The 14,530-nt window shown below is 67.7% G+C and carries 14 protein-coding genes; 8 read left to right on the plus strand and 6 right to left on the minus strand.

Annotated elements, in window-relative coordinates; genetic code table 11:
• Positions 1-21: 21 nt before the first annotated feature.
• The gene (pyrC, locus tag C5F44_RS15940) at positions 22-1,080 is read right to left on the minus strand and encodes a dihydroorotase (RefSeq protein ID WP_235822657.1); all 1,059 of its coding nucleotides are present in this window, start codon (positions 1,078-1,080) and stop codon (positions 22-24) included.
• A gap of 109 nt (positions 1,081-1,189) precedes the next feature.
• Between pyrC and C5F44_RS15945 the strand changes: the two genes are divergently transcribed.
• Positions 1,190-1,591 (plus strand): lysozyme inhibitor LprI family protein, encoded by a 402-nt coding sequence (locus tag C5F44_RS15945; protein ID WP_107674541.1) that lies wholly within the window; start codon positions 1,190-1,192, stop codon positions 1,589-1,591.
• A gap of 20 nt (positions 1,592-1,611) precedes the next feature.
• Here C5F44_RS15945 and C5F44_RS15950 read toward each other — a convergent pair whose 3' ends face one another.
• Both C5F44_RS15950 and C5F44_RS15955 read right to left on the minus strand, forming a co-directional pair.
• Entirely contained in the window at positions 1,612-2,466 is an 855-nt protein-coding gene (locus tag C5F44_RS15950) for a hypothetical protein (protein ID WP_107674542.1), read from the minus strand.
• A gap of 189 nt (positions 2,467-2,655) precedes the next feature.
• Positions 2,656-3,876, minus strand: coding sequence for an acyl-CoA dehydrogenase (locus C5F44_RS15955; RefSeq protein ID WP_107674543.1), 1,221 nt, complete (start codon positions 3,874-3,876; stop codon positions 2,656-2,658).
• A 107-nt stretch (positions 3,877-3,983) separates the two neighbouring features.
• On the opposite strand from C5F44_RS15955, the gene C5F44_RS15960 reads away from it, so the two are divergent.
• From C5F44_RS15960 to C5F44_RS15985, 6 genes are all read left to right on the plus strand, one after another.
• Positions 3,984-4,862 (plus strand): LysR family transcriptional regulator, encoded by an 879-nt coding sequence (locus tag C5F44_RS15960; protein ID WP_107674567.1) that lies wholly within the window; start codon positions 3,984-3,986, stop codon positions 4,860-4,862.
• A gap of 87 nt (positions 4,863-4,949) precedes the next feature.
• Complete coding sequence (locus tag C5F44_RS15965; protein ID WP_235822658.1) at positions 4,950-5,861, plus strand: AAA family ATPase; 912 nt, start codon at positions 4,950-4,952, stop codon at positions 5,859-5,861.
• A 64-nt stretch (positions 5,862-5,925) separates the two neighbouring features.
• Complete coding sequence (locus C5F44_RS15970; protein ID WP_107674545.1) at positions 5,926-7,224, plus strand: vWA domain-containing protein; 1,299 nt, start codon at positions 5,926-5,928, stop codon at positions 7,222-7,224.
• A 119-nt stretch (positions 7,225-7,343) separates the two neighbouring features.
• Positions 7,344-9,497, plus strand: a complete 2,154-nt coding sequence (locus C5F44_RS15975) for an OmpA family protein (RefSeq protein ID WP_107674546.1) — start codon at positions 7,344-7,346, stop codon at positions 9,495-9,497.
• Between the two features lie 167 nt (positions 9,498-9,664).
• Positions 9,665-10,654: an XdhC family protein gene (locus C5F44_RS15980; RefSeq protein WP_107674547.1), complete on the plus strand. Its 990-nt coding sequence runs from the start codon at positions 9,665-9,667 to the stop codon at positions 10,652-10,654.
• On the plus strand, positions 10,654-11,658 hold the full coding sequence (locus tag C5F44_RS15985; protein WP_107674548.1) for a molybdopterin-binding protein: 1,005 nt from the start codon (positions 10,654-10,656) through the stop codon (positions 11,656-11,658). Before C5F44_RS15980 ends, C5F44_RS15985 begins: the two co-directional genes overlap by 1 nt.
• Before the next feature lie 49 nt (positions 11,659-11,707).
• Here C5F44_RS15985 and infC read toward each other — a convergent pair whose 3' ends face one another.
• Positions 11,708-12,256 carry a translation initiation factor IF-3 gene (infC, locus tag C5F44_RS15990; RefSeq protein WP_328588513.1) on the minus strand — a complete coding sequence of 183 codons (549 nt, stop codon included), beginning with the start codon at positions 12,254-12,256 and terminating at the stop codon, positions 11,708-11,710.
• A gap of 178 nt (positions 12,257-12,434) precedes the next feature.
• Between infC and C5F44_RS15995 the strand changes: the two genes are divergently transcribed.
• Positions 12,435-13,064: a hypothetical protein gene (locus tag C5F44_RS15995; protein WP_107674550.1), complete on the plus strand. Its 630-nt coding sequence runs from the start codon at positions 12,435-12,437 to the stop codon at positions 13,062-13,064.
• An 82-nt stretch (positions 13,065-13,146) separates the two neighbouring features.
• Here the strand turns inward: C5F44_RS15995 and C5F44_RS16000 are convergent, their stop codons facing one another.
• Both C5F44_RS16000 and C5F44_RS16005 read right to left on the minus strand, forming a co-directional pair.
• Entirely contained in the window at positions 13,147-13,962 is an 816-nt protein-coding gene (locus tag C5F44_RS16000; RefSeq protein ID WP_107674551.1) for a ferredoxin--NADP reductase, read from the minus strand.
• A gap of 122 nt (positions 13,963-14,084) precedes the next feature.
• Positions 14,085-14,492 (minus strand): DUF934 domain-containing protein, encoded by a 408-nt coding sequence (locus C5F44_RS16005; RefSeq protein WP_107674568.1) that lies wholly within the window; start codon positions 14,490-14,492, stop codon positions 14,085-14,087.
• Between the last annotated feature and the right edge of the window lie 38 nt (positions 14,493-14,530).

A 14,530-nucleotide genomic window follows, 5' to 3' on the forward strand; every position in this document is an offset into this window, starting at 1 on the left:
GGCGGGTCTTGGGCGCGGGTCTCAGGCCTCGACGTGCCAATGCACGGGGAAGCCGGGGTCGAAGACGGTGACGGGCCCGGCCTCGGTGAAGATCTTGTCGGGGAAGCGGTGCGCTTCATCCCGCTTGACCAGCCGCAGCGTGGTGTCGTTTGCGGGCAGGCGATAGAAGGCCGGGCCGTGCAGGCTGGCGAAGCCCTCCAGCCGGTCCAGCGCGCCTTCTTCCTCGAACACATGCGCCAGCAGGGGCAGGGTGTTGGTGGCGGTGAAGCAGCCCGCGCAGCCGCAGGCATGTTCCTTCAGCGCATCGACATGCGGGGCGGAATCGGTGCCCAGGAAATAGCAGGGCAGGCCCGAGGTGGCGGCACGGCGCAGCGCCAGCCGGTGATGTTCGCGCTTGGCGACCGGCAGGCAATAGTAATGCGGCTTGATCCCGCCCACGAGGATATGGTTGCGGTTGATGATCAGGTGGTGGGTGGTGATGGTCGCACCAAGGTTCGGCCCGGCTTCGGCCGCATAGGCCGCGCCTTCGGCGGTGGTGATATGCTCCATCACCACGCGCAATTCGGGCAGGCGGCGGCGCAGAGGGGCCAGCACGGTGTCGATGAACACCGCCTCGCGGTCGAAGATGTCGACCTGCGGATCGGTCACCTCGCCATGGGTGCAAAGCGGCAGGCCGATTTCGGCCATCTTCTCCAGCACCGGCATGACGGCGCCCAGATCGCGCACGCCGGAATGGGAGTTGGTGGTGGCGCCCGCCGGATACAGCTTCACCGCCTTGACCAGACCGCTGCCGGCAGCGGCGGCCACGTCGGCCGGATCGGTGCCTTCGGTCAGGTACAGCGTCATCAGCGGCTCGAACGCGGCGCCTTCGGGCAGGGCGGCCAGAATACGGTCGCGGTAGGCTGCGGCGTCGCGGGCCGTCACCACCGGCGGTACCAGATTCGGCATGATGATCGCGCGGGCGAAGTGCCGGGTGGTTTCGGGCAGCACACCTTGCAGCATCGCGCCATCGCGCAGATGCAGGTGCCAGTCATCGGGGCGGCGGATCACGATCTGTTGCATGGCTGTCCGGTAGCCCATTCCGGCGCGCAAGGCCAGTGGGGGCGTGCGGGCAGGGCGGCCGGATTTCCACCCTTGGCAGCCGGCCGTCGTGCCGCCAGACTGCGCCCACCCTTGCCGGAGATCGAAGATGCGTATCCTGCCCGCCCTGTTTCTGGCCGTTCTGGCCGCCCCCGCCGCTGCCCAGCAGGTGGATTGCGCCAAGGCCATGGCCCAGTTGGAACTGAACTGGTGTGCCGAGCAAAGCTGGCAGGCCGCCGATGCCGAGTTGAACGCGGCCTACAAAGAGGCGATGGCCTTGCTGCAATCCTGGGATGCCGATTTACCCAAGGCCGAACGCGGCGGGGCCGAGGCGCTGAAACAGGCGCAACGGGCCTGGATCACCTTCCGCGACAAGGCCTGCGAGGCCGAAGGCTATGCCATGCACGGCGGCAGCGCCGAACCGATGCTGATTTACGGCTGCCGGGCGCAACTGACCCGCGACCGCACCGCCCAGTTGCGCGGGCTGGTGGGGAATTACGGCGGAAACTGACGGGCGGCCCCGTCCGCTGCTCAACGCCGCGCCAGCCACCGGCGCAGCCGTTGTTCAAGCCCGGGCCGCTTGCGCACCGTTGTTTCCGCCAGAAGGTCGGCCAGATAGGCTGGCAGCCCGCGCCGCGCGCGCCAAAGCCGGGCAAAGCCGGGGGCGGTCAGCTTGCCCGCCATCGCGGCCTCAACCGTCTGCGCCAGAACGCCGCTGCTCGTCAGCCGCGCCGCCACCGCTTCGCCCGTATGGCGGGCGTTCAGCACGGTGACCCAGGGGCGGCGAAACAGCGCCGCATGGGCGGCATCGGGGGCGTGCAAAGGATCATGCACCAGCCAGACATGATCGGCTCCGGCGGTCATGTCGGGGGCATAGCCATAGCGGCGGGTGAAATCGAACCGCCGCGCGGCGCGGTGGCGGCGATCCCAGCCGGCAATCGCCGGGTCCAGCGTCGCGCGCGGGGCCACCAGCACCGCCCGCGCCCCCGGGGCCGCCACCAGATAGGCCGCGGCGGCATAGCCGCCGGGACCGGCGCCCAGGAACAGCACCTGATCGAAGTCGTCGAAAAAGGCGTCATCCACCTGACGGTCGAAATAGCCCCAGACCGCCGGGTCACGCCAGAACGTCTCGCCCTCGGCCAGGATGGTCAGCACCGACCAGCCGCGCGCCTTGGCCAGCGCATGGCCGGCAGGCATCCGGTCAGCGCGCGCCCGCACCGCTTCGGCCCGCTCGAAGGTGACCAGTAGCTGCGGCCCGGCCTCGGCAAAGAACGCCCAATGCCGGACCCCCAGCCGTTCGACATAGCCATCCTCCTCGGCCACCGCCTCCATCGCGGCCAGCCAGCCGGCTTCGCTGTGGTCGGTCGGATGGGCGGTGTCTGGCATGGGACAGGGCTCTCCGGTCTGGCAAGGTTGCTCCTGCTTGTGACAGGCCGGCCTTGCCCCGCGCAAGGGGGATCGCGGTTGCCGCGCGAAACAGCGCCGGCCCGCCACCAGACGGCGCCTGACGCAAAAGGCGCGCCCGGTTGCCCGGACGCGCCCGATCAGAGGCGAACGTGGGAGCGTTCTGCCGCCTCAGAAAAACGCCTGAAGCCCGGTGATGGCCCGGCCCAGGATCAGCGCATGAATGTCATGCGTGCCTTCGTAGGTGTTCACGGTTTCCAGGTTCACCATATGGCGGATGACCTGGAAATCTTCCTGAATCCCGTTGCCGCCGTGCATGTCGCGGGCCCAGCGGGCGATCTCCAGCGCCTTGCCGCAATTGTTGCGCTTGATGATGGAAATCATTTCCGGCGCGGCATTGGCCTGATCCATCAGCCGGCCGACCTGCAGACAGGCCTGCAACCCAAGGCTGGTTTCGGTCAGCATGTTCGCCAGCTTCAACTGGAACAGTTGCGTCTGCGCGATCGGCTTGCCGAACTGCTTGCGGTCAAGGCCATAGCCGCGCGCGGCCGCCATGCAGAACTCGGCCGCGCCCATCACGCCCCAGGCAATGCCATAGCGGGCACGGTTGAGACAGCCGAACGGGCCCTTCAGCCCCTCGACATTGGGAAGCAGCGCATCCTCGCCCACTTCCACGTTGTCCATCACGATCTCGCCGGTGACGCTGGCGCGCAGGGAAATCTTGCCGCCGACCTTGGGCGCGGACAGGCCCTTGGTGCCCTTGTCCAGCACGAAGCCCTTGATCTTGCCGCCATGCGCTTCGGACTTGGCCCAGACCACGAAAACATCGGCAATCGGCGCGTTCGAGATCCACATCTTGGACCCGTTCAGCACATAGCCGTTCGCGGTTTTCTTCGCGACGGTCTTCATCCCGGCCGGGTCGGACCCGGCGTCGGGTTCGGTCAGGCCGAAGCAGCCGATCCATTCACCCGAGGCCAGCTTGGGCAGATACTTCCGACGCTGATCTTCGGTGCCATAGGCATAGATCGGATACATCACCAGCGACGACTGCACCGACATCATGCTGCGATAGCCGCTGTCCACTCGCTCGACCTCGCGCGCGACCAGACCATAGGCGACGTAGCCCGCGCCAAGCCCGCCGTATTCCTCTGGCACGGTCACGCCCAGAAGGCCCATCTCGCCCATTTCGCGGAAGATCGAGGGATCGGTCTTTTCCTCGCGGAAGGCAGCGATGACGCGCGGTTGCAGCTTTTCCTGCGCGTAGCTGCGCGCGGCGTCGCGCAACATGCGCTCTTCCTCGGTCAACTGGTCGTTCAGGCGGAAGGGGTCTTCCCAATCGAAACGGCCCAGATCGGGGGCATCTTTCGGCTTGAGCTTGGGCGTGGCGGTCATGCGCGCGGTTCCTGTGGGGCTGTGATGGGGAATTTCGACGATACTTGCATGACAAAGGCAGGAAAGCTATCGAAACGAAATCCGAAGATGATGAGGAAACCTCATATATGCTTCCGCGTCGCTATCTGCCGTCGATCCCGTCGCTTCTGGCGCTGGAGGCACTTGACCGCCATGGCACCGCCGCCGCGGCCGCGGCCGAGCTTTCGCTGACACAGGGCGCCATCTCACGGCAGTTGCAGGTGCTGGAAGGGCAGTTGGGCGTGGCGCTGATCAGCCGGGAAAAACACCGTCTTCGGCTGACACCCGCCGCACAGGACTATGTGGCAGAGGCGCGCAAAGCCCTGAAAATCATTGCAGATGCGTCACTGACCCTGCGCGCAAATCCCGGCGGCGGGGCGCTGAACCTGGCCATCCTGCCGGCCTTCGGTATGCACTGGCTGGCACCACGCCTTGCCCGTTTTGCCGCCGCCCATTCCGAGGTGACGGTGAACCTGTCCACCCGGCTGCGCCCCTTCGATTTCGCCGCCACCGCCTTTGATGCCGCCATCCATTACGGCCGGCAGGACTGGCCGGGTGTATCTTTCCTGAAACTCATGGATGAAGACATCCTTGCCGTTGCCTCGCCCGGGCTGCTCAAGGCGCCGCTGACCGCGGTTGAGGCCGTGCTGGACCTGCCGCTTCTGCAACTGGACAGCCGCACCGGCGACTGGGGGCGCTGGCTGGCGCAGCATGGACTGCCCGGCCAGCGCCCGCCCGCCATGCTGTTCGACCAGTTCGCCACCATGGCGCAGGCGGCGATCCATGGCATGGGGCTGGCGCTGCTGCCCACCTTCCTGATCGGGGCCGATCTTGCGGCGGGCCGGCTGATCCCGGCTTTCGGCGCGCCGCTGCGGGCCCATGGCGCCTATTACCTTGTCTGGCCGCAGACCCGCCCCGAACGCCCGCCGCTGGCCAGCTTCCGCCGCTGGCTTGCGGCGGATGCCTGACCCCACCTTGGTCGCATGTGCCCCGCGCGGGCCTTGACCGGACCCGCCCCGCGCACCAGCATCGCTTCCGCAGGAAAGGAGGCCCATGTGACCCGGCTGCCCGACACCATCGACGCCACCGAGGCGCTGCTTGCCGGGCAGGGCTATGTTGCCGCCCGCGCCCTGGCCACCGTGGTCTTTCTGGCGCTGAAACTGGGCAAGCCGCTGTTTCTGGAAGGCGAGGCCGGCACCGGCAAGACCGAGATCGCCAAGACCCTTGCCGCCGCGCTGGGGCGCCGGCTGATCCGGCTGCAATGCTATGAAGGGCTGGATGCTGCCTCTGCCGTTGCGGAATGGAATTTCGCCGCGCAGATGATCGCCATCCGCACCGCCGAGGCGCAGGGCGGTGCCGACCGCGACGCGCTGAAGACCGAGCTGTTCACCGAAGACTACCTGATCGCCCGCCCGCTGCTGGAAGCGATGCGCCCACAGCCCGGGGGGGCGCCGGTGCTGCTGATCGACGAACTGGATCGCACCGATGAACCGTTCGAGGCCTTCCTGCTGGAGGCGCTGTCGGATTTTCAGGTCACCATCCCCGAACTTGGCACAATCCGCGCCCCCGAGCCTCCGATCGTGATCCTTACCTCGAACCGCACGCGCGAAGTGCATGACGCGCTGAAGCGCCGCTGCCTGTATCACTGGGTCGATTACCCGACCTTCGACCGCGAATTGCAGATCCTGCACAGCCGCGCGCCCGAGGCGAAGGAGACCCTCAGCCGCGAAATCGTGGCCTTCGTGCAGAAGTTGCGCAGCGAAGACCTGTTCAAGAAACCCGGCGTGGCGGAAACCATTGACTGGGCGAAATGCCTGCTGGCGCTGGATGTGATCGCGCTCTCGCCCGAGGTCATCTCCGATACCTTGGGCGCCATCCTCAAGTATCAGGACGACATCCAGAAACTGCACGGCTCCGAAGCCAAACGCCTGCTGGATGAGGTCCGGCGCGATCTTACCCCCGCCTGATGCTTCCGCTTGGGCGAAATACCCCACGGGGGGCCGGGGGGGCGTGAAGCCCTCCGGTGCGACGATGGCCACATACCCCGATCTTCCCCTTCCCGAAGACGGCAAGCTGGCCGAGAACATCACGCATTTCGCGCGGGCCTTGCGCAAATCCGGCCTGCCGGTCGGCCCCGGACGGGTGATCGACGCCCTTCGTGCGGTCGAAGCTGCCGGCTTCACCCGGCGCGAGGATTTCTTCCACACCCTGCAGGCCGTCTTCGTCAGCCGCCCCGAGGAACGCACCGTCTTCGCGCAGGTGTTCCGCCTGTTCTGGCGCGATCCGCGCTATCTGGAACAGATGATGAGCCTGATGCTGCCGCAGATTCGCGGCGTGCAGGAGGACCGCGCCGCGCAGGCCGCCGAAAAGCGCGCGGCCGAGGCGCTGTTGGGCGATGCCCCCCGGCCCGAACCGCCCGAAGCGCTGCCCGAGGACGGGCCAGAGAAGGTTGAGGTCGATGCCTCGGCCACCTTTTCGGCCGAGGAACGACTCAGGACACTGGATTTCGAACAGATGTCCACCGCGGAAATCGCCGCCGCCAAGCGGATGCTGGCCAGGCTGTCACTGCCTGTCGCGCCTTTGCCCAGCCGTCGCAGCCAGCCTGCCGGCACCGGGGCCAGCATCGACATGCGCCGCACGCTGCGCGCCAGTCTGCGCCGGGGGGGCGAGATCGCCGCCTTGGCGCACAAGACGCCCCGGACGCGCTGGCCGAACCTGATCGTGCTCTGCGACATCTCGGGGTCCATGGCCGATTACAGCCGCATGGTGCTGCACTTTGTCCATGCGGTTGCCAACCGCAAGGGGCAGGGCTGGGCGCGTGTTCATGCCTTCACCTTTGGCACAAGGCTGACCAATATCACCCGCCACCTGCGCGCCCGCGACGTGGATGCCGCGCTGAAATCGGCCGGGGCGCAGGCGCAGGACTGGTCTGGCGGCACCCGGATCGGGGCCAGCCTCCATGCCTTCAACCGCGACTGGGGGCGGCGCGTGCTGGGGCAGGGGGCGGTGGTTCTGCTGATCACCGATGGTCTTGACCGCGACGACAGCGGACAACTTGCCCGCGAAGTCGAACGGCTGCACCTGTCGTGCCGCCGTCTCATCTGGATCAATCCGCTGTTGCGCTGGACGGGCTTTGCCCCGCGCGCCGCCGGCATCCGCGCCATGCTGCCCCATGTCGATTGCTTCCGCGCCGGCCATTCCATCGCCTCGCTCGAGGCGCTGGGGCAGGCCATCGCCGCCGCCGGCGATGCGGGCGAGAAGCCGCGGCTGTTGCGTCTTGTCGCGGCCGAACCTTGGCAAACCCCCGCCGGGGCCATGGCCGGGCGATAGGGGTTTGCCTGTTGATATGGCATAACAGCGGCAGGGCGCCTAACTCATGCGCCATCAAAGCCGATCGGAACCGGCAAAGGGAATCGTCCCATGTCGTTTCGGACCAAAGAGGATGACGAATGCGCAAGCTTCTGACCTGCACGACCGCCATTTCGCTGGCCCTCAGCCCCATCAGCACCGTTCCCGCGCGTGCGCAGACCACGGAGGGTGAGGCCCCTGCCTGTGCGCCGGGCGATGTAAGCTGCGATCCGGCCGCCGCCGCGGCCGCCGAAGCCGCCGCCCAGGCAGAAGCCGCAGCCAAGGCTGCCGCCGATGCCGCGGCCGCCGATGCTGCGGCCGCGCAAGCCGCTGCTGAACAGGCCGCTGCCCAGGCGGCCGCGGATGCGCAGGCTGCTGCCGACGCTGCTGCACAGGCGGCTGCTCAAGCTGAGGCCGAGGCTGCGGCAAAGGCCGCTGCCGATGCGCAGGCCGCTGCCGATGCGGCTGCACAGGCGGCTGCTCAAGCTGAGGCCGAGGCTGCGGCAAAGGCCGCTGCCGATGCGCAGGCCGCTGCCGATGCGGCTGCACAGGCCCAGGCAGAGGCGGATGCCAAAGCCGCTGCCGACGCGCAGGCTGCGGCGGACGCGGCCGCGCAGGCACAGGCCGATGCCGACGCCAAGGCCGCCGCAGAAGCGGCCGCACAAGCCCAGGCCGAAGCGGACGCCAAGGCGGCTGCCGATGCCAAGGCTGCGGCGGATGCCGCCGCCGCTGCCGCCGCAGAGCCCGTTGTCGAACCGGCGCCCGAAACTGTGGCTGAGCCCGTCACCGAGCCTTCAACCGAAACCGCCGCAGAACCCGCTGCGGAACCGACCCCCGACCCGGTGGTCGAACCCTCGACCGAAACCGCTGCCGAACCGTCTGCAGAGACTGTGACTGAACCTGCGGCCGAGGCCGGTGCCGAGCCCGTGACAGAGCCGGCGGCCGAACCAACCGTCGAACCCGCCCCCGAAACGGCGGCTGAAACCCCGGTCGAGCCGCCCGCCGAACCCGCCGTCGTGGCGGAGGAGCCGGTGGACGTGCCGGTCGTCACGACCGAGGCATCGGAAAGTCTGGCCGACATTCTGGCCACCCCGTCCGCCGTCGAGGGCGTCGCGGACGAGGCGGGTGTTACCGCCGCTGCCGCTGCCGCCGCGGCGGGTGCTTCGCTGCTTGACCCGGAAACGCTGCTGCCGGTGGCGCCTGCCGAAGGAACCGCCACCGCAGCCCCCGCGACGGCATCCGAGCCGGTCTCGGTGGCAACCGAGATCATCTCGGAAATGACCACCCGCAGTTCGGACCAGAACTTCGCCGCGCCGCCGGTGGCGGTGTCGGGTGGCAAGAAATCTGGCCTGTCGAACCTAGAAAAGGTGGGGCTGCTGGCGCTTGGCGCGCTGGTTGTGGGCACCGTCATCAACCAGGGCAAGAAGGACGAACGCCGGGTTGTCGAAGCGACGGGCGACCGCGTGATCTTCCAGAACCCCGACGGCACCTATCACGTCTACAAGGACGACGACGCCGTGCTGCGCCGCCCCGGTGTCAAGACGGTGACCGAAACCTACCGCGACGGTTCGACCCGGACCGTGGTGGTGCGGCCGGATGGCACCCAGATCGCCACGGTGCGCGATGCGTCGGGCCGAGTGCTGAAGCGGTCGGCGTTTGATCGGTCGGGGATCGAGACGGTGCTGATCGACGATCTCTATCCCGAAGTCCCGATCATCGTTTCGGAACTGCCGCGGCCGCGCCCCGGCCGTGTGACGATCTCGACCAAGGACAATGACGCGGCCCTCAAGGCCGAGATGGCGGCGCTTGAGGCCGACAGCATCGGTCGCAAGTTCAGCCTGCGCCAGATCCGCGAGATCCCGCAGGTGCGGGCGCTGGCCGCGACGATCGAGGTGGATTCGATCACCTTCGAAAGCGGTTCTCCGGTCATCCAGGCGTCGGAAGCGCGCAAGCTGGCCGATCTGGGCAAGCTGGTGCAAAGCCTGCTGGCGGCCAATCCGCGCCATGTGTTCCTGATCGAAGGCCATACGGATGCCGTCGGATCGGCGCCGTCGAACCTGCTGCTGTCGGACCGCCGGGCGGAATCGCTGGCGCTGGCCCTGACCGAGTATTTCGACATTCCGCCCGAAAACATGGTCGTGCAAGGGTATGGCGAAAGTGAGCTTAAGGTGCAGACACAAGCAGACGAACGTGCGAACAGACGTGTGCTGGTCCGGCTGATCACGCCGCTGATGCGGACCGCTGAACTGCGCTGAGACACGTCTGCGAAATTCGAAAGGCCCCGCAGCATTTGCGGGGCCTTTTGCCGTTCTGACGGTGGCCCTGCCGCCGCGATGCGGGACGAAAGTCGGGGGCGGGCGTCGCGGCAAGGGGCTTGTGCAAAACCGGGCCGCTTCTACTCTGGCGGTCAGGGAGACCGCAGATGACCGAGGCCGCGCACGACCGGATTCCTGAAATCGCCCTGGACTGGCACCGCGCCGGTCGCGGGGCGGTGCTGGCGACCGTGCTGGAAACCTGGGGCTCCGCTCCGCGGCAGGCGGGCAGCCAGTTGGCCATTTCCGGCACGGGCGAAATCATGGGCTCGGTCTCGGGCGGCTGTGTCGAGGGCGCGGTGGTGACCGAGGCGCTGGAGGCGCTGGCGGACGGCCGGCCCCGCCTTCTGACCTTTGGCGTCAGCGACGAGACGGCCTTTGCCGTGGGGCTGGCCTGTGGTGGTACGATCCGGGTTCTGGTCGAGCCGGTGGGCGATGGCCCTTCGGCCCTGCCGCCCGGTCTGCTGGCCGATCTGGTTGCCGCCCGCGCCGCGCCCCGTGCGGTGGCCTATGAGATCATCCCCGCAAGCTGGACCCGCCGCCTGCTGGCGCCGGGGCAGGACGCCGCCGCCGATGCCCGGTTTCGCGCCGACCGTTCCGGGGTTGAGGAGGACGGGCGCTTTCTGGCCATTCACAACCCGCCGCTGCGGCTGATCGTGGTGGGGGCCGTCCATATTGCCCAGCCCTTGCTGGCCATTGCCCGGCTGTGCGGCTATGCGCCCACGCTGATTGACCCGCGTGCCGCCTTTGGCAGCGCCGGGCGTTTTTCGGGCGAGACCATCCTGGACGACTGGCCGGATGAGGCGCTGGCCGCGCTGGCGCCGGATGGCCGCACCGCGATTGTCACCCTGACCCATGACCCCAAGCTGGACGACCCCGCCATCCGCTTCGCCCTGCGGTCGCCAGTGTTCTATCTGGGGTGCCTGGGATCGAAGAAAACCCATGCCAGCCGGGTGGGGCGGCTGACCGAGGCGGGGTTCTCGGAATCCGAGATCGCCCGCATCCATGCGCCGGTGGGGCTGGCCATCGGGGCCAAGTCGCCGGCGGAAATCGCGGTTTCGATCATGGCGCAGATCACCGCGGCGCTGAGGCAGGGCTGATGGAGTTCGGCCCCGTCCCGCTGGCGCAGGCCGAAGGGGCGATCTTGGCCCATTCCGTGCCGCTGCCGGCGGGACGGCTGCGCAAGGGACTGGTGCTGGACGCCCCGGCGCTGGCGCACCTGGCGGCGGCGGGGATCGGCGAAGTCACGGTTGCCCGGCTTGGGCCGGACGATCTGCATGAGGATGCCGCCGCGCAGGCGGTGGCGGCGGCGCTGGTGCCGGATGCGGCGGCGGCCGGGCTGGTGCTGCGGGCCGTTGGCACCGGGCGGGTGAATGTGCACGCCGCCGGTCCCGGCCTGACGCAGGTGGATGCGGCCCGGGTGGCGGCGCTGAATGCGGTCGATCCGATGATCACGCTGGCCACCCTGTCCCCCTGGCAACGGGTGGCGGCGGGCGAGATGGTGGCGACGGTGAAGATCATCGCCTATGGCGTGGCGCAGGCCTCGGTTTCGGCGGCCTGCGGGGCGGGGCAGGGCGGGTTGCGGCTGCGCCGCCCGGTCCTGTCGCGGGCCGTGCTGATCGAGACCACGGTTGGCGGGGAGGAGACCCCCGACAAGGGCCGCGCCGCGATCGAGGCCCGGTTGCGTGCGCTTGGGGTCACGCTGGACCCGCCGGTTCGCGTGCCCCACAGGCCGGCGGCGCTGGCACAGGCCCTTCAGGCCGCCGCCGGGGCGGATCTGGTGCTGATCCTGACCGCTTCGGCCACGTCAGACCCGCGGGATGTGGCGCCGCAGGCGCTGCGGCAGGCGGGCGGTGTGGTGGATCGTTTCGGGATGCCGGTGGACCCGGGCAATCTGCTGTTTCTGGGCCGGCTGGACGCGACCCCGGTCATCGGCCTGCCGGGCTGCGTGAAAAGCCCGGCGCTGAACGGTGCCGACTGGGTGATGGAGCGGGTGATCTGCGGCCTGACCGTCACGGCGGCCGACATCGCGGCCATGGGGGTTGGTGGCTTGCTGAAGGAAATTCCGATCCGTGGCCGGCTGCGCGAGGCGCGGGCGGAATAGCAAACGGGGGCCGCAGGGCCCCCGTGCAATCCTCCGGTCGGATCACGCCTTACTTGGGCGAGACCATCATCACCATCTGACGGCCTTCCAGCCGGGGCATACTTTCGATCTTGCCCTTTTCCGCCACATCCGCCGCGACACGGTTCAGCAGTTCAAGCCCCAGTTCCTGGTGGGCCATTTCACGGCCCCGGAAGCGCAGGGTGACCTTCACCTTGTCGCCTTCCTCAAGGAACTTGATCACCGAGCGCATCTTGACCTGATAGTCATGCTCATCCGTGCCCGGGCGGAACTTGATTTCCTTGATCTCGATGATCTTCTGCTTCTTGCGGGCTTCCGCCTCGCGTTTCTGCGTCTCGTACTTGAACTTGCCGAAGTCCATGATCTTGCAGACCGGCGGTTCGGCGTTCGGAGAAATCTCGACCAGATCAAGCCCTGCCTCTTCGGCAAGCATCATGGCCCGGGAGGGGGTGACAACGCCGATATTCTCGCCATCGGCTCCGATAAGCCGGATTTCCTGTGCACGGATTCGATCATTGATCCGCGGACCGGTTTCGCGTTGTGGCGGGGCGTTGTGGGGACGGCGTCCTATGGCTGTAATCCTTTTGCGATTGCGACTGCGCGGCGAATTTACCCGCGCTTTCGGCGCCTTTCAACCCGCCCTTCAGCGGATTTCCCGGCATAAGGCCGCAGGGCGGGGGCAGCAGCCTTTTCATTTTGGCTTTTAACTGCCATATGAAGGACATCCAGACGATAAACCGGGAACGGGAGTGTCTCATATGAACAAAAGCGTAGTTATCGGCGCCATCGTCGTCCTTCTGGCGGCGGGCGGATATTACCAATTCAGCTACAAGCCGGCGCAGGAAGCTGTGGCCGCCGCTGCCCAGAAGGCCGAGGCCGATGCTGCTGCCGCCAAGGCTGCTGCAGACGAAGCCGCCAAGAAGGCCGCGGAAGAGGCTGCCGCTGCTGCTGCCGCCACTGAGGCCGCCGCGACCGAAGCCGCCGCCGCTGCCGGCGATGCTGCCGCTGCCGCCACCGAAGCCGCGGGTGATGCCGCTGCCGCTGCGGGCGATGCCGCCGCTGCTGCCACCGAGGCAACCACGGAAGCCGCGGGCGAAGCCGCTGCCGCCGCCACCGAAGCGGCCGGTGATGCCGCCGCTGCTGCGGGCGATGCCGCCGCGACCGCGACCGAAGCCGCGGGCGATGCCGCTGCCGCCGCCACCGATGCGGCTGCCGCCGCGCTGGACCCGGCCAACTTCAACGCCGATGGCGTTGTTGCGCTGATCGACGGTTCCTCGCTGGATGCCGCCACCAAGGCCACGCTGAAGACCGCTGTCGAAGCGGCCAAGTCGAACCCGGCGCTGGTGGCTGATACCATCGCGCAGGTGAAGACCGCCCTTGGCATGTAAGCCAGCCGCACAGGCAAATGGCGAAGGCCGCAAGGAACCCCTTGCGGCCTTTGTCTTTTGAGGTGCGGGTCGGCCCGCGCTGTCAGATGCCGTCGCCGACGAAAGCCTTTTCCACCACGAATTCCAGCGGTTCGGAATTGGCGCCTTCGCGCAGGCCGAACCCTTCGAGGATGGCCTTCACATCGACGTTGAAGGCCAGACTGCCGCAGATCATGGCGCGGTCATGCGCGGCATCCATCGGCGGCAGGCCAAGATCGGCAAACACCTTGCCTAACGACAGGTTGTCGGTCACCCGGCCCATGTGGTGGAAGGGTTCGCGCGTGGTGGTGGGGTAGTAGATCAGCTTGTCACCGACCATTTCGCCGATCAGCGGATCATCCTTCAGGTTTTCAACCAGTTGGCGGCCGTATTCCAGTTCGGCCACCTCGCGGCAGGTGTGCATCATGATGACCTGATCGAACTTCTCATAGGTCTCGGGGTCGCGCATCAGGCTGGCGAAGGGGGCAAGGCCGGTGCCGGTGGCCAGGAACCACAGCCGGTTGCCCGGCAGCAGGGCATCCAGCACCAGCGTGCCCACGGGCTTGGGGCGCAGGATGATCTCGTCGCCCACCTTGATATGTTGCAGCCGGCTGGTCAGCGGGCCGTCGGGCACTTTGATCGAATAGAACTCCAGCTCCTCATCCCAGGATGGCGAGGCAATGGAGTAGGCGCGCAGCAGCGGCTTGCCGTTGTCATCCAGCAGCCCGATCATCACGAATTCGCCGGACCGGAAGCGCAGCGATTGCGGTCGCGTCACCCGGAAGGAAAACAGCCGGTCGGTCCAGTGATGGACCGCCGTCACGGTCTGGGCGTCGGGAAGGTGGGGTTTTACACGCAGCGATGGGTCGGGCGAGTTCATCTTGCAATCTCCGTCATCGAACACCCACCCACATAGGCCCAAGCCGTGCCGGACAAAAGCCCGGCGGGGTGCGGCGAATTTCCCTTGCGCGGTTATATCTTTTCGCGGGACCGGTCCAGCGGTCAGGCCCGCAGGCGTGACTGGTAGTCATGCGCCTTCCAGTCGGCACGGAACTTCCACTGATCTTCCGGTTGGCGGGCGGCGATCTCATCCGGGATTTCCACCCCGTCAAAGCCCACCCGGCGGCACATGGCATACTGGTCGGCAATCACCGGCCCCAGTGCCAGAAGCTGGCCGGTATAGCCCAGCATCCGCAGCCGCCGCGCGATGGTGAAGGCGCGGCCGTCGTTGAAGGCCGGAAAGGCAACGCGGATCAGAACCAGCCGGTCCAGATGGCCGGCCAGCGCGGCGGGATCGTCGGTGTTCGACAGATCCACCGCGGTCGTGTCCGGCCCAAGGTCTGCCAGCGGCACGATGTCGCGCAGGGGCGCGGGGGCGGCAAAGCCCTGATCGGTGACGATGACGCTCATCACGGGTTCCTTGTCCTGACGCAAATTCGTTCGAACGA

Origin of the sequence: Fuscovulum blasticum DSM 2131 (assembly GCF_003034965.1) — a bacterium.
Lineage (GTDB): Bacteria > Pseudomonadota > Alphaproteobacteria > Rhodobacterales > Rhodobacteraceae > Pseudogemmobacter > Pseudogemmobacter blasticus.

Coding starts and splice junctions, on each gene's coding strand:
- pyrC (WP_235822657.1), bottom strand. CDS start 1,080: ATGGGCTACCGGACAGCCATGCAACAGATCGTGATCCGCCGCCCCGAT.
- C5F44_RS15950 (WP_107674542.1), bottom strand. CDS start 2,466: ATGCCAGACACCGCCCATCCGACCGACCACAGCGAAGCCGGCTGGCTG.
- C5F44_RS15980 (WP_107674547.1), top strand. CDS start 9,665: ATGACCGAGGCCGCGCACGACCGGATTCCTGAAATCGCCCTGGACTGG.
- C5F44_RS15975 (WP_107674546.1), top strand. CDS start 7,344: ATGCGCAAGCTTCTGACCTGCACGACCGCCATTTCGCTGGCCCTCAGC.
- C5F44_RS15985 (WP_107674548.1), top strand. CDS start 10,654: ATGGAGTTCGGCCCCGTCCCGCTGGCGCAGGCCGAAGGGGCGATCTTG.
- C5F44_RS15995 (WP_107674550.1), top strand. CDS start 12,435: ATGAACAAAAGCGTAGTTATCGGCGCCATCGTCGTCCTTCTGGCGGCG.
- C5F44_RS15960 (WP_107674567.1), top strand. CDS start 3,984: ATGCTTCCGCGTCGCTATCTGCCGTCGATCCCGTCGCTTCTGGCGCTG.
- C5F44_RS15945 (WP_107674541.1), top strand. CDS start 1,190: ATGCGTATCCTGCCCGCCCTGTTTCTGGCCGTTCTGGCCGCCCCCGCC.
- C5F44_RS16005 (WP_107674568.1), bottom strand. CDS start 14,492: ATGAGCGTCATCGTCACCGATCAGGGCTTTGCCGCCCCCGCGCCCCTG.
- C5F44_RS16000 (WP_107674551.1), bottom strand. CDS start 13,962: ATGAACTCGCCCGACCCATCGCTGCGTGTAAAACCCCACCTTCCCGAC.
- C5F44_RS15955 (WP_107674543.1), bottom strand. CDS start 3,876: ATGACCGCCACGCCCAAGCTCAAGCCGAAAGATGCCCCCGATCTGGGC.
- C5F44_RS15970 (WP_107674545.1), top strand. CDS start 5,926: ATGGCCACATACCCCGATCTTCCCCTTCCCGAAGACGGCAAGCTGGCC.